Here is a 13916-nt window from a genome sequence, read left to right on the forward strand (position 1 = left end):
CTTAAAAACCTTCTAAAGGGTTTCTGCCAGCTCCACCGCCTTTTTCAGCGCGTTGAGCTTGTTGTTCACCTCCTGCAGCTCGCTCTCCGGCACGCTGGCGGCCACCACGCCGGCGCCGGCCTGGTAGAACAGCGTGTTGTGCCGGCTCAGGAAGGTGCGGATCATGATGGCATGGTTGCAGGAGCCGTCGAAACCCACGAAGCCAATGGCGCCGCCATAGAAGCTGCGGGCCGTGGGCTCCAGCCCGTCGATGAGCTGCAGCGCCCGATACTTGGGCGCGCCGCTCAGCGTGCCCGCCGGGAACGTCCGGAACAGCACCGCGAAGGGATTGGTGCCGGCAGGCAGCTGTCCTTTCACCTCGCTTACCAGGTGAATGACATGTGAATAGTATTGGATCTGGCGGTAGCGGGTAACCTCAACGTTGCTGCACAGTGTGCTCAGGTCGTTACGGGCAAGGTCCACGAGCATCACGTGCTCGGCATTCTCCTTCGGGTCCTGCAGCAGGGCCTCGGCACGGCGGCGGTCCTCCTCCTCATCGCCGCTGCGGCGGAAGGTGCCGGCGATGGGGTGCATCACCGCGGCGCCGTTCTGTACGATCAGCTGCGCCTCGGGCGAGGAGCCCATGAGGCGGTAATCGCCGTAGTCGAAATAAAACAGGTAGGGCGAGGGGTTGATGTGGCGGAGCGCGCGGTACACGTTGAACTCGTCGCCCCGGAAGCCCTGCTCGAAGCGGCGGCTCAGCACGATCTGGAACACGTCGCCGCGGTGGCAGTGGGCGATGCCCTGGCGCACCAGGGCGCGGTAGGCTTCGTCTTCCAGGTTGGAAGCCTCCTCCCCTTTCTTGCCAAACGGGAACTGCGGTACGTCGCGGCTCGCGATCAGCGATTCCACCACGGAAGCCTCGCTCTCCAGCCCCGCCACCTGGTTCTCGAGCAGCAGCAGCTCGTCGCGGTGGTGGTTGATCGCGATCACATACTGGTACATCCGGTAGCGGGCAGCCGGCACCCCGTTGCGGCCGTCGCTGTCCTGCTTGAACTGCAGGCGCTCGAAGAGCTGCACCGCATCGAAGGTGAAGTAGCCGTACAGGCCCTGCGCGTAGCGGGCCTGCGGGTCGTTGGCCACGGGCTCGAAGCGCTGCAGGAAAGCGCCCAGGGCCTCCTGTAGGGCGCCCGGGCCCTGCAGGGGCTGGCGTTGCGGGGGCTGGCCGGGGAACTTCACCTCTACCCCTCCGCCATCCAGCACTTCGATGCCGGCAATGGCATTGATGCCGATGAAGGACCAGGAGTTCTCGGCCGCGTGGCTGTCGGTGCTCTCGAGGAGCACCGTGTCGCGGAAGCGGTCGCGGAGGCGCAGGTAGATGCCTACCGGCGTATGCACGTCGGCCAGGCTGCGTTTAACGGTGGTAGTGACAACGATCTTTTTCATAGCGACAAACGATTAGGACACGGGCATGAAAAAAGCCCCTTTGCAGGGGCTCCGATCTATGCGTTGACAATGACAGCAATGACCTTACAGAACCCCGAAAGAGTTTGTATGCCACCACCAGCCATTGTTGAGAATACGTGTCATGTGGCCACAAATATGAGACGGGTACGGCATTTGCCCAAATATTTTTCTTTTCACCATAAAACCCGGCCATGACCATCGAACACGTACAGAACGCGCAAGACGGAACCTTTTTCGTACCCGGCAACAACGAGCACCTCGCCGAAATGACCTACCGGCGCCACGATCCGAAGACCCTCGTCATCGATCATACCGAAGTATCGGACGCGCTCAAAGGCAAGAACGTGGGCCTGCAGCTCGTACAGAGCGCCGTGGAATACGCCCGCACCGAAGGGCTCAAGATCGTACCGGTATGCTCCTTCGCCCGCGCCATGTTCGACAAGAAGCCCGAGCTCAGGGATGTGTTGCAGACGGAGCCGGAGTAACGGGTTTTAGAAGGTTTTGGAGGGTTTTATGAGTTTGTTTTTAAAGGCAACCGGGCTTGCCAGCGATCCGAACCTTCCAAAACCTTTGAAAACCCACCAAAACCATTCAAAACCTGTTCTTCCCCTTTCTTTGCACAAACCTTTTCGCATCCATGAAAGTCTTCAAGTTCGGAGGGGCGTCGGTGTCGACGCCGGAGCGCGTGCGCAATGTCGGGAGCATCATCGCCTCCTTCGAGGGACCCTTGCTGGTGGTGATCTCGGCCATGGGCAAAACCACCAACGCACTCGAGAAAGTGGTCACCGCCTTCTTCGGCGGCGACAAGGAGGAGGCGCTGCGCCTCTTCGAGGGCATCAAGACCGAACACCTGGCCATGGCGCGCGACCTCGGGGTAGAGGCGCAGGCCGCCGTTCAGCTCACCGACTTTTTCACCGAGGTGGAATGGCTGCTGCACGATAAACCCGTGCGCGACCACCATTATTATTACGACCAGGTGGTCTGCGTGGGCGAGCTTCTTTCCACGGCCGTTGTAAGCCAATACCTCAATGCAAACGGCGTGGCCAATCACTGGATCGACGTACGCGACATCATCCGCACCGACGATAACTTCCGCGACGCCCGCATCGACTGGCCGTTTACCGCAGCGCGGGTGAAGGAGCTTGTGCAGCCAGTGCTCAGCTCCGGCTCTATCGTGCTCACGCAGGGCTTCATCGGGGCCACCGGCGAAAACGAAAGCACCACGCTCGGGCGCGAGGGCTCCGACTACACCGCGGCCGTGTTCGCCAACCTCCTCGAGGCCGAAGGCCAGACGATCTGGAAGGACGTGCAGGGCGTGATGAATGCCGACCCGAAGCAATACCCCGATGCGCAGTGGATCCGCGAACTCAATTACCGCGAGGTGATCGAGATGGCCTACTACGGCGCGCAGGTAATTCACCCCAAAACCATCAAGCCACTGCAGAACAAGGGCATTCCCCTGTATGTAAAGTCCTTCCTCGATCCGAAAGCCGAAGGCACGGTGATCCACAACGCCAGCGTGGCCGATCTCCCGCCCATCATCGTGCACAAGCAGAAGCAGGTGCTGATGGAGCTGCAGTCCAAAGACTTTTCCTTCGTCAGTGAAGGGCTTACGGCGGAGCTGTACCGCATTTTCGACACCGTTAAGTTCCGGCCCAACCTGACCCAGAACGGCGCCGTCTCCTTTCTCTGCGTGCTCGACGATCATGATGAAAAGGTGCAGGCGCTTGCGCACCACGCCACGCAGTACTTCAATGTACAGATTACCCGCGGCCTCACGCTGCTCACCGTCCGTCATTACAACGATGCGCTGGTAAGCCAGCTTTGCGGCGAGAGCAGCAGCATCCTCAAGCAGCAAACAAAGGAAACGATACAGGTACTCCTGGGTTGACCGTAGTTCTACAAATGAAACAGCCCCCCGACGGTAGTAGCGTCGGGGGGCTGTTTTTTTTGAGTCTGATTATCAGTTGGAAGCTTTCTCGATGGCAAAGCCTTGCACGATCTTCTTGGCTACGGGCTGCCCGTTGAGCTGGGCGGGTTGCCAGGCGGGCATCTTCTCGAGCTGGGTGACGATCTCCTCGTTGAAATCGGCAGTGACTCCTTTCGTTACCTTGAAGTTGAGGGGCGTGCCGTCTTTGTCTACCACGAACTCGACCTGTACATAAGCCTTCTTGTGCGTGGCCGGAAGCTCGTCGGCCAGCGCATTGCCGGCCGTTCTCAGGTAGTCGAGGAATTTCTCGTTGCCGCCCGGGAACTGGGGCCACTGGTGTACCACGTCGGCAATATCGGTGATGGTGCGGGTACGCCGGGCCGGGTGCACTTTTTTCACCGGCGGTGCGGGCGCCACCTTCTTCGAAAGGTTGGCGTACACGTACTCACCCTTGTCGTTGGTCATGATCACCGGCAGTTGCTTCGCCACCTCGAAGTGGTCGTATACGCGTTCCAGGTTCTCCGCAAACGCCTTCAGCTCCGCGTCGGTCTTGCTCAGGGTTTTGAGGTAATCGACGCTTTTCTTATTGCTGTAGCGGATCGGGAAGATGTGTACGGGAATAAAGTCCTGCCCCGACTCCCGTGCAAAGGCCGCGAGCACATACAGCTCCTCGATATAGGTATCGGTGAGGGGGATGCAGCCCACCGTAACGCAGGAACCGTGGATGTAGATGTCGCCGCCGGGCTGGAGCGAGTCGCTCAGCAGCTTGTCGGAAGCATTGGGGTAGTTGAGCCCGAGCGAAAGGTGGTAGGTACTCGATGGGTTGAATTCGTTGATGTAATAGAAGCCTTCGGGCACCTGGTAATCGCCCTCCATGCGCTTGGGGCCGAGGGATCCGGCGAGGGCGCAGACGCGGTAGGTCTTGAACAGCTTGAACGGCTCCTTCCGGTCGTTCTTCACCCATACCTCCAGCTGACCGTCGTACTTGAAATTGCGGATATAGAGCTGCGCGGCGGGCCATTTCAGTCCTTTGGCGGCAAACTGCTTCTGGAGCGTGTCCACCTTATGCTTCATGGCCTCGGCAGGGCGGGCGAGGGTTTTCTGGTAGGAAACAAAGGAGAAGTTGTCGGGGCGGAGCATGGGCGCCACATCGCCCTGGGCGCCGGCCGCAAGACCAGCCGCAACGGCTACAGAAAACAAAAGGGATCTACGCATGAGGGGGTCCTGGAAGGTTACGGTGAACGGGACAGCAAGTTCCTCAATCAAATGCAAAAAAAACTCCAAAATGCCGGCAGGCCGGCATTTTGAACAGGGAACAGGGAATAAGGAACAGGGAACCGACGAACCAAGTGCCGAAAAGAAAACACTAAACGCATTCCCTATAGGTACTTTACTTCAATTGTTCCCTGTTCCTTATTCCCTGTTCCATTGTTCCTTACAAATTGCCCCGTGCGGCCTGCTCGCGCTCGATGGCCTCGAACAGTGCCTTGAAGTTGCCTTTGCCGAAGCTTTTAGCGCCTTTGCGCTGGATGATCTCGAAGAAGAGCGTCGGGCGGTCCTGTACGGGCTTGCTGAAGAGCTGGAGGAGGTAGCCTTCATTGTCGCGGTCTACCAGGATGCCGAGCTCCTTGAGCGGCTCGAGATCCTCGTCGATATGACCCACGCGGTCCAAGAGGTCTTCGTAATAAGAGTTGGGTACTTTCAGAAACTCCACACCGCGGCTCATGAGGTCCTTTACGGTCTTCACGATATCGGCGGTGGCCAGCGCTACGTGTTGCACCCCTTCGCCGTCGTAGAACTCAAGGTACTCTTCTACCTGCGACTTCCTCTTGCCTTCGGCCGGCTCGTTGATCGGAAATTTAACGAAGCCGGAGCCCGAGCTCATCACCTTGCTCATCAGTGCAGAGTACTCGGTGGAGATGTCCTCGTCGTCGAACGTGAGGATGTTTCTGAAGCCCATCACGTCTTCGTAGAACTTCACCCAGGGGTTCATCTGGTTCCAGCCCACGTTGCCGACGCAATGGTCGACGTAGAGAAGCCCGGTGTCGGCGGGCGCAAAGTGCGGGTTGCTCCAGGGGCGGAAGCCCGGCATGAAGGCACCCGTATAATTCCTGCGCTCGATGAAGAGGTGTACGGTGTCGCCGTAGGTATGGATGCCGCTCATGACCACCTCGCCGTTGTCGTCTTGCAGGCGCTGGGGCTCGAGGTAGCTCTTGCCGCCGCGCTTGGTCGTTTCCTCCCAGGCCGCCGTAGCATCGTCGACGCGCAGGGCCAGGAACCGTACGCCGTCGCCATGCTTGTGTACATGGTCGGCAATGGGGTTGTTGGCGCGGATCGGCGTCGTGAGCACGAACGTGAGTTTGTTCTGGCGCACCACGTAGGAGGCGCGGTCCTTCACGCCCGTTTCGGGGCCGGCGTAGGCGATGGCCTGGAAGCCGAAGGCGCTCATGTAATAATGCGCGGCCTGCTTGGCGTTGCCGACGTAAAACTCCACGTAATCGGTGCCCTGCAGCGGCAGGAAGTCGGCCCCGGCTTCACGGCGATCCATCGTTTCATTAGCAGCAACATGTGACATATAAAAATCTTTTTATGCGGTAGGCTTCAAAATTAAGGCAGTTTGGCTTGCTGCACCACGATTTAGGCTATCTTCCGGGCAAATCCCGCATGAAAACGATCCTTACCACCCTGCTCCTGCTGGTGCTCGCCGGCAGCGCCACCGCCCAGGATAGCACCGCTAAACTCATTACCGCCGCAGCCCGCAAAGTGTGCGATTGCATGATGAGCAAAAAATCGGCGAATGTAACCGTTACCGAGATGCATCAGCTTGCCGGCGAGTGTATTTCTACAACGGCCCTTTCTGATTTTATGGCTATTGCTGAGGCCCGCAACGTGGAAATGACCGACCAGAAGGGACTCGAAAAAATCGGGGTCGAGATCGGGATGGCACTCGCCCGGATCCAATGTCCCTTGCTGGCCGAGATCCGGAAGCCGCAGGCGACGCCGAAGCGTGCGGATACCGGCACCGACAAGGAAGTGATCGACCCGAGTGAGCTACCGCCACCGATGGAGCGAATCGAGGACACCCGCATCGCTGTGGTGGAATCCACAGCCGGCACCGTGATCCGCACCGAGGGGCGCGAGGTTCTTACCCTCGTAGTGAAAGACGAGTCGGGACGTGAGCAACGGCTGCTGTTGCTGCACCCGGTTCAGGGGTCGGACAAGATCACCGGCAACCTGCCGGCCGTCAAAGGCAAAAAGCTGGCCTTCACCTGGATCGAGAAAAAACTCTTCGATCCCGTTACCGCCAAATTCCGCACGGTGAAAGTCATTGCCGGCATACAATAATTAATTTGATCAACGCATGAAGCTCCGACGGTACCGTCGGAGCTTTTTTAATAGCCGAAGGGGTACAGATCGGGAATCTTGCCACTTTGCTCGCGGGTGTTCAGCGGGTGCAGTGCACGGGTGCGGTCGATGTAGAGGAAGGCATCGTAGCGCAGGGCCATGCGCGAGGGCACGTAGTTGCCGTAGCGCTCGCGGTCAGGATCGTACACGACGCCGATGGCCCGGTGCGGAATGGGCTCTGCGAAGAGCTCCCGCGCCTCTTCCGACGTAAACAGGAGGTAGCGGTTCTTCGGGCTTTCGCGGTGCAGCAGCTCCTCGATGGAGCCTTCGCGGGCCTCCGGCACCTGCATTTCCTGCATCGGCGCCCCCCAGGCCTCACCTGCGATGACCGTGCCCTCGTAGGAGCCGAAGCCCGCCAGGTACACCCTATTGATACCGTACGCCTCCCGCGCCAGCTGCCCTGTATTGACCATGCCGGCCTGCTTCATAGAGGTGGCGCGCGCGTCGCCGATGTGCGTGTTGTGCTCCCACACGATGCCTTTCGCCGCCGGCCCGTGAAAATCCATGAGGCGCGCCAGGGTTTCCATCATGTGGCGGTCGCGCACGTTCCAGCTCTCGTTGTCGAAGCCCATCATGCTGGTATAGTAGCGCTCGGCATTGACGGCGATGAGGGCGTTCTGCTCGGCACTGAAGGCCGCTTCGGGATCGTCGGCGAAAGCGGGCACCTTTTGCCGTACCTCTTGCAGGAGCGACAGTACCTTGTCGCGGCAGCTGTGCTTCGAGAGCGCGGCCCGCGCATAGGCATGCTCGTTATCGGCGTAGGGCTCGAAGCAGCGCATCGCTCCCCGCAGGGCGGCCGCGAGTCCGGGGTCCTCCCCTTCCAGGTAGTCCTGCAGCGTACGCATCGAATCCCAGAGACTGTAGACGTCGAGCCCATAAAAGCCCACCTGCTGATCCGGCGCCTTGCCCTTGTTCCAGTCGCGGAGCCATTCGGCAAGTGCCGCCACCTCCCAGTTGGCCCACATCCAGGTAGGCCAGCGGTCGAACGTGCGGAGCACGGCGTGGATGGAGTCGCCGGCATCGGGATAGCCCTTTACGTAGCGGTTGATGCGGTAGCAGTCGGGCCAGTCGCCCTCCACGGCTATGAACCGAAAGCCCTTTTCCTCGATGAGACGCTTGCTGATGGCGCTGCGCCAGGTGTAATACTCGTGCGTGCCGTGACTCGCCTCGCCGAGCAGCACCAGCGGCCGGTCGTCGATGTCGCTGATCAGTGCGTCGAGGTCCCTGGAATTATTCAGAAGGTTCATAGAATAAAATGTGGGCAAAGGGCCGCAAGGAGCGCGCCAAAGAGGTGGAGGGAACAATGGAACAGGTAATAAGGAATATCGAAAAACGAACCGTAACGACGCCCCATGGTGTGTCGCCCAATATAGAATCTCGAAGCGGCTGCGCCGTATCGGCCATGCACCCGCTCAAAGCTTCCTGCCGGAAAGCGAGCAGCACAGAGGTCATTTACAAATAGACCAATAAACTAATAGACCAATAGACTAATAAACCTCCCTTCCCTACCTTCGCTCCATGCAAAAAGTGGGCATTCTTGGCGGCGGGCAGCTCGGCCGCATGCTGCTGCAGGCCGCAGCCAATTACCCGGTGGAAACCTTTGTGCTGGAAAACGATCCCGATTGCCCCTCGGCCCACCTCTGCCACCACTTCACCCGGGGTGATATTCGCGACTTCGATGCCGTCTATTCTTTCGGAAAAGGTCTCGACGCGCTTACGATCGAGATCGAGAACGTGAACATCGACGCCCTCGAGCGCCTTGAAAGCGAAGGGGTGCGCGTATACCCGAAGCCCGCGGTACTCCGCATCATCAAGAACAAGATCCGGCAGAAGGAATTCTATACGCAGCACGGTATTCCTACGGCCGCCTACGTGGTCACGGCCAACAAAGCCGAGCTCCGCGCACAGGCCGCCTTCCTGCCCGCCGTACACAAGATCGGCGAGGGCGGCTACGATGGCCGCGGCGTGCAGCTCCTCCACGGCAGCACCGACCTCGACGCCGGCTTCGACGCCCCGAGCGTGCTGGAGAAGATGGTGCGCGTCAAAAAGGAAGTGGCGCTCATCATCGCCGTGGACGCCGCCGGCAAGCACGCCCTCTACCCGCCGGTGGAGATGGTCTTCAACCCCGACCTTAACCTGCTCGACTACCAGCTCTCTCCTGCCGAGATCCCCACCGAGGCGCTCTGGAAGGTGGAGGCTATTGCGCTGTCGGTGGTGCGTCACCTCGGCTCGCCCGGACTCTTTGCCGTGGAGCTGCTCATCGACGAGAGCGGCGAGATCTTTGTGAACGAAACGGCGCCGCGGGTACATAACAGCGGGCACCACAGCATCGAGGCGCATTACAGCTCGCAGTTCGACATGCTGTGGCGGGTGCTGCTCGGCTTCCCACTGGGCAACACCAAGGCGATCCTGCCTTCGGTGATGATCAACCTCATCGGCGAGCCCGGACACAGCGGGCCGGCGCGGTACGAGGGATTGAGCGAGGTGCTTGGGATCGACAATGCCTTCGTACACCTCTACGGAAAGCGCGAAACGAGGCCGGGCAGGAAGATGGGCCACGTGACCCTGCTGAGCGCGGAGAAACAGGACCTGGTGTACAAAGCCCATAAGGTGCGCCAGGTGTTGAAAGTAGTCAGCGACCGCTCATCCGGCTCCGGTGCCGGTGCGACTTCTTAAGCTTTCGTTAGCGGTTAATTAAGGTTAATAGGGGCACCGCAGACGATGTTCCAACGTAGATTGCGTCCTCTTAATAATTTTGCCCTCTTCGCACCATAAACCAGAGACCCGTTGAAACCATCAAGCGCTCTTTTACCCTTTCTTTCCCTCGCCCTGCTGCTGCAGGCCTGCGGCGCCTCCGACCGGAAAAAGGAAGCCGAGTCCCAGCAAAAGGCCGGTCCGCGGCCGCCGGCGCGCGTAGACGCCTTCCTCGTACAAACCCGCTCCCTTTCCGAGCAGATCGAAGTGCCCGGCACGCTCGTAGCCTCCGAATCCACCGAGATCCATCCCGAAGTGTCGGGCCGGATCGTGTCGCTGAACGTACGGGAGGGCGCCGTGGTGTCGCAGGGATCGCTCATCGCCAAGCTGTACGATGGCGACCTGCAGGCCCAGCGCCGCAAGCTCCAGGTGCAACTACAGCAGGCGCAAACCACCGTTGACCGCTATTCGGCCCTCGCCAAGATAGGGGGCATCAGCCGGCAGGACCTCGACGTGGCGCAGCTCCAGATCTCCAACGCCCGCGCCGACCTCGAGATCATCAACACCAACATCCGCCGCACCGAGGTGCGCGCGCCCTTTACCGGCAAGCTCGGCCTCAAGATGGAAAGCACCGGCGCCTACGTGACGCCGCAATCGGTGCTCACCACCATCCAGAAGACGACCGGGATGCGCATCGACTTCAGCCTCCCCGAGCAATATATCGGCCGGGTGCAAAAGGGCACCTGGGTCAACTTTACCACCACCAACGACAGCCGCGTATACAGCGCGCAGGTGATGGCGACCGAGTCGGGCATCGGCGGCGCTACGCGCACCCTCACGATGCGGGCCCTCGTAAAAGGCGACCAGACCGGCCTCGTGCCCGGCTCCTTCGCCCGGGTCAAGATCGCCTTCGACCCCAACCCCAACGCCATCATGATCCCGACGCAGGCCATCGTACCGCAGGCCCGGGGTAAGAAAGTATACGTGATCGACTCCGGCACCGTGAAGTTCGTGGACGTCACCACCGGCATCCGCGACTCCAGCTTCGTGCAGGTCACCAGCGGCCTCAACGTGGGCGACACGGTTGCCATCACCGGCATCCTGGGCCTGAAGCCGAACGCCAAGGCCATCGTGCGGAAGGTCGTGAACGCGCCCGGCGGCAACCGGAATACGGCAGACACGGCCCGTCCGGCAGGAGCGAAACCCTAGAACCAAGGTTCAGGAAGGTTCAGAGGGGTTCAGGAAGGTTGGTTGAGACCCCATAACCCTTCTGAACCTGTCTGAACCCTTCTGAACCCTTCGAAACACTCTTCTAAACTGATTCCATGAACATCAGTGAACTCTCCCTACGGCGACCGGTGCTGGCCATCGTGATGAACATCATCATTGTGGTGTTCGGCGTGATCGGCTTCAAGTTCCTGGGCGTGCGCGACTACCCCGCCATCGACCCGCCCAATATCAACGTGCGCACCTCCTATGGCGGCGCCAACCCCGAGATCATCGAAACGCAGATCACCGAGCCGCTGGAGAAGGCCATCAACGGCATCGCGGGCATCAAGAACATCACCTCCTCCTCCAACGCCGGCTCCTCCAACATCAACGTGGAATTCGAGCTTGGCATCGAGCTCGAGGCGGCCGCGAACGACGTGCGCGACAAGGTATCGCAGGCCACGCGCCAGCTGCCCGCCGACCTCGACGCCCCGCCCGTTGTGAGCAAGGCCGACGCCTCCTCCGACCCCATCCTCTCGATGACGGTGCAGAGCAACACGCGCAACCAGCTCGAGATCTCCGAATGGGCCAACAACGTACTGGTGGAGCGCCTGCAGACCATCCCCGGCGTATCGGCGATCCAGATCTGGGGCGAGAAGCGCTACGCGATGCGCATCTGGTTCAAGCCCGAAAAGCTTGCCTCCTACGGCCTCGCCCCGATCGACGTATCGCAGGCCCTGACGCGCGAGAACGTGGAGCTGCCCTCCGGCAAGATCGCCGGCAACGCCACGGAGCTCACCGTGCGCACCTTCGGACGCCTCAACACCGAGGAAGACTTCAACAACGTGGTGGTGAAGAGCGACTCGAGCTCCGTAGTGCGCCTCTCCGACGTGGCCGAGGCGGTGCTGGGCCCGGAGAACGAGGAATCGCAGCTCCGCGAGAGCGGCATCCCGATGATCGCACTCGCCATCATCCCGCAACCCGGCTCCAACTACGTATCGATCTCCAACGAATTCTACAAGCGCTTCGAGCAGCTGAAGGCCGACATGCCCCAGGACATCACGCTCAACATCGCCCTCGACCAGACGCGCTTCATCAAGAACTCGATTTCCGAGGTGGAAGAGACCCTGATCATCTCCCTCGTGCTGGTGATCCTCATCATCTACCTCTTCTTCCGCTCCTGGGCCATCGCCTTCCGCCCGCTCATCGACATCCCCGTGTCGCTCATCGGCGCCTTCTTCATCATGTACGTCTGCGGCTTCACCATCAACGTGCTGACGCTGCTCGGCATCGTGCTGGCCACGGGCCTCGTGGTGGACGACGGTATCGTGGTAACGGAGAACATCTACAAGAAGATGGAGCAGGGCATGGACAAATGGCGCGCGGCGCGCGAGGGCTCCAAGGAGATCTACTTCGCGGTGATCGCCACGTCGATCACGCTGGCCTTTGTGTTCCTCCCGATCATCTTCCTGCAAGGCTTCGTCGGACGCCTCTTCCGCGAGTTTGGCATCGTGGTGGCCGGCGCCGTGCTCATCTCGGCCTTTGTGTCGCTGACGCTGACGCCCGTGCTGAACGTAAAGCTGACGAGCTCCAAGAAGATCCACGACCACGGCTGGTTCTACCGCAAAACGGAGCCCTTCTTCCAGTGGATGGAAAGCACTTACGGCCGGTCGGTACGCGGCTTCCTGCGCGTGCGCTGGATGGCCTGGGTGATCGTGGCGCTCTGCGGCGGCATCATCTGGTTCATCGGCGGATCGCTGCCCTCGGAGCTCGCTCCCATGGAAGACCGCAGCCAGTTCCGCCTCCAGGTAACCGCTCCCGAGGGCACTGCTTACGATTACATGGACCGCTACATCAACCGCCTCTCCGACTTCATGCTTGACTCGGTACCGGAGAAGAAGACCGTGCTGTCGCTGACGGCGCCGGGCTTTATGAGCGGCTCCACCAACTCGGGCTTTGTGCGCGTGGCGCTGGTGGATCCGAAGGACCGGAACCGCTCGCAAAAAGAGATCGTGGAGATGGTGAACAAGAACCTGGGCAAGTTCAACGAAGGACGCGCCTTCGCCATCGAGGAGCAGACCATCTCGGTGAACCGCCGCGGCGGGCAGCCCGTGCAGTTCGTGATCCAGAACAACCAGTTCGAAAAGCTGGCGCAGGTGCTCCCCCGCTTCCTCGAAGAGGCCAACAAGAGCAGCATCCTGCAGCAGGTGGACGCCGACCTCAAGTTCAACAAACCCGAGCTGCGCATCAACGTGGATCGTCTAAAGGCCAACCAGATGGGCGTAAGCGTGGAGGCCGTATCCCGCACCCTGCAGCTTGCGCTGTCGAACCAGCGCCTCGGCTACTTTACGATGCGTGGCAAGCAATACCAGGTGATGGGCCAGGTGGAGCGCGCCGAGCGCGACGACCCCAGCGACCTGCGGGGCCTCTATGTGCGCAGCAACAGCGGGCAGATGGTGTCGCTCGACAACCTCGTGACCATCGAGGAAGCCACGACGCCTTCTACGATCTACCATTTCAACCGCTTCAAGTCGGCAACGATCTCCTCCGGCCTTGCCCCCGGCGCCACGGTAGGCCAGGGCATCGAGGAGATGCAGGCCATTGCCAAGCGCCTGCTCGACCCCACCTTCTCGACGGCGCTCACCGGCACCGCGCGCGACTACCAGGAAAGTTCCGGCGGTATCTCCTTTGCCCTCTACCTCGCCCTCGGCCTTATCTTCCTGATCCTCGCGGCCCAGTTCGAGAGCTTCATCGATCCCTTCATCATCATGATCACGGTGCCGCTGGCCATCGCCGGCGCCCTGCTGTCGCTGTGGATCTTCGGGCAAACGCTCAATATCTTCTCACAGATCGGTATCATCATGCTCATCGGCCTTGTGACGAAGAACGGCATCCTCATCGTGGAGTTCGCCAACCAGAGCCGGTTGCAGGGCATGGACCGCCGCGAGGCCGCGATCTATGCCTCGCAGCAGCGCCTTCGCCCCATCCTGATGACCTCGCTCGCGATGGCCCTCGGTGCGCTCCCGATCGCCCTTTCGCTCGGTGCCGCCGCCACGAGCCGGATCCCGCTGGGGATTGTGATCGTGGGTGGAATCATTTTCTCGCTCGTGCTGACGCTCTATGTCATCCCCGCCATCTACTCCATGCTCTCGAGCCGCAAGAAGCGGAATCAGCTCGAGCTCATCGACGAGGAAGACAAAAAGAAACAAGCCGCTCAACCCGTGCATTGACC

General features: G+C 60.5%; 10 protein-coding genes. 6 read left to right on the forward strand and 4 right to left on the reverse strand.

What is annotated here, in order from left to right:
- Positions 1–12: 12 nt before the first annotated feature.
- Positions 13–1425, reverse strand: a complete 1413-nt coding sequence (locus tag ABD937_RS04540; RefSeq protein ID WP_345253749.1) for an anthranilate synthase component I family protein — start codon at positions 1423–1425, stop codon at positions 13–15.
- A gap of 212 nt (positions 1426–1637) precedes the next feature.
- On the opposite strand from ABD937_RS04540, the gene ABD937_RS04545 reads away from it, so the two are divergent.
- Both ABD937_RS04545 and ABD937_RS04550 read left to right on the forward strand, forming a co-directional pair.
- The gene (locus tag ABD937_RS04545) at positions 1638–1931 is read left to right on the forward strand and encodes a GNAT family N-acetyltransferase (protein ID WP_345253750.1); all 294 of its coding nucleotides are present in this window, start codon (positions 1638–1640) and stop codon (positions 1929–1931) included.
- Positions 1932–2083: 152 nt separating this feature from the next.
- On the forward strand, positions 2084–3337 hold the full coding sequence (locus ABD937_RS04550; RefSeq protein ID WP_345253751.1) for an aspartate kinase: 1254 nt from the start codon (positions 2084–2086) through the stop codon (positions 3335–3337).
- A gap of 72 nt (positions 3338–3409) precedes the next feature.
- Here the strand turns inward: ABD937_RS04550 and ABD937_RS04555 are convergent, their stop codons facing one another.
- Positions 3410–4591 (reverse strand): L,D-transpeptidase family protein, encoded by a 1182-nt coding sequence (locus tag ABD937_RS04555; RefSeq protein ID WP_345253752.1) that lies wholly within the window; start codon positions 4589–4591, stop codon positions 3410–3412.
- 220 nt (positions 4592–4811) lie between these two features.
- The gene (gene hppD, locus ABD937_RS04560) at positions 4812–5951 is read right to left on the reverse strand and encodes a 4-hydroxyphenylpyruvate dioxygenase (RefSeq protein WP_345253753.1); all 1140 of its coding nucleotides are present in this window, start codon (positions 5949–5951) and stop codon (positions 4812–4814) included.
- Between the two features lie 89 nt (positions 5952–6040).
- On the opposite strand from hppD, the gene ABD937_RS04565 reads away from it, so the two are divergent.
- The gene (locus ABD937_RS04565) at positions 6041–6721 is read left to right on the forward strand and encodes a hypothetical protein (RefSeq protein ID WP_345253754.1); all 681 of its coding nucleotides are present in this window, start codon (positions 6041–6043) and stop codon (positions 6719–6721) included.
- A 47-nt stretch (positions 6722–6768) separates the two neighbouring features.
- Here the strand turns inward: ABD937_RS04565 and ABD937_RS04570 are convergent, their stop codons facing one another.
- The gene (locus ABD937_RS04570) at positions 6769–8028 is read right to left on the reverse strand and encodes an erythromycin esterase family protein (RefSeq protein WP_345253755.1); all 1260 of its coding nucleotides are present in this window, start codon (positions 8026–8028) and stop codon (positions 6769–6771) included.
- Positions 8029–8299: 271 nt separating this feature from the next.
- Between ABD937_RS04570 and ABD937_RS04575 the strand changes: the two genes are divergently transcribed.
- From ABD937_RS04575 to ABD937_RS04585, 3 genes are all read left to right on the forward strand, one after another.
- Positions 8300–9457: a 5-(carboxyamino)imidazole ribonucleotide synthase gene (locus ABD937_RS04575; protein ID WP_345253756.1), complete on the forward strand. Its 1158-nt coding sequence runs from the start codon at positions 8300–8302 to the stop codon at positions 9455–9457.
- 111 nt (positions 9458–9568) lie between these two features.
- A complete protein-coding gene (locus ABD937_RS04580) occupies positions 9569–10684 on the forward strand; it encodes an efflux RND transporter periplasmic adaptor subunit (protein WP_345253757.1) in 1116 nt (371 codons plus the stop codon).
- Positions 10685–10800: 116 nt separating this feature from the next.
- Positions 10801–13914, forward strand: a complete 3114-nt coding sequence (locus tag ABD937_RS04585; protein ID WP_345253758.1) for an efflux RND transporter permease subunit — start codon at positions 10801–10803, stop codon at positions 13912–13914.
- Positions 13915–13916 lie beyond the last annotated feature (2 nt).

Origin of the sequence: Flaviaestuariibacter amylovorans, assembly GCF_039541815.1 — a bacterium.
Lineage (GTDB): Bacteria > Bacteroidota > Bacteroidia > Chitinophagales > Chitinophagaceae > Flavisolibacter > Flavisolibacter amylovorans.

Bases quoted from the DNA above. Each gene is read 5' to 3' on its own strand.
- ABD937_RS04540 (WP_345253749.1), bottom strand. From the start codon at position 1,425: ATGAAAAAGATCGTTGTCACTACCACCGTTAAACGCAGCCTGGCCGAC.
- ABD937_RS04545 (WP_345253750.1), top strand. From the start codon at position 1,638: ATGACCATCGAACACGTACAGAACGCGCAAGACGGAACCTTTTTCGTA.
- ABD937_RS04550 (WP_345253751.1), top strand. From the start codon at position 2,084: ATGAAAGTCTTCAAGTTCGGAGGGGCGTCGGTGTCGACGCCGGAGCGC.
- ABD937_RS04555 (WP_345253752.1), bottom strand. From the start codon at position 4,591: ATGCGTAGATCCCTTTTGTTTTCTGTAGCCGTTGCGGCTGGTCTTGCG.
- hppD (WP_345253753.1), bottom strand. From the start codon at position 5,951: ATGTCACATGTTGCTGCTAATGAAACGATGGATCGCCGTGAAGCCGGG.
- ABD937_RS04565 (WP_345253754.1), top strand. From the start codon at position 6,041: ATGAAAACGATCCTTACCACCCTGCTCCTGCTGGTGCTCGCCGGCAGC.
- ABD937_RS04570 (WP_345253755.1), bottom strand. From the start codon at position 8,028: ATGAACCTTCTGAATAATTCCAGGGACCTCGACGCACTGATCAGCGAC.
- ABD937_RS04575 (WP_345253756.1), top strand. From the start codon at position 8,300: ATGCAAAAAGTGGGCATTCTTGGCGGCGGGCAGCTCGGCCGCATGCTG.
- ABD937_RS04585 (WP_345253758.1), top strand. From the start codon at position 10,801: ATGAACATCAGTGAACTCTCCCTACGGCGACCGGTGCTGGCCATCGTG.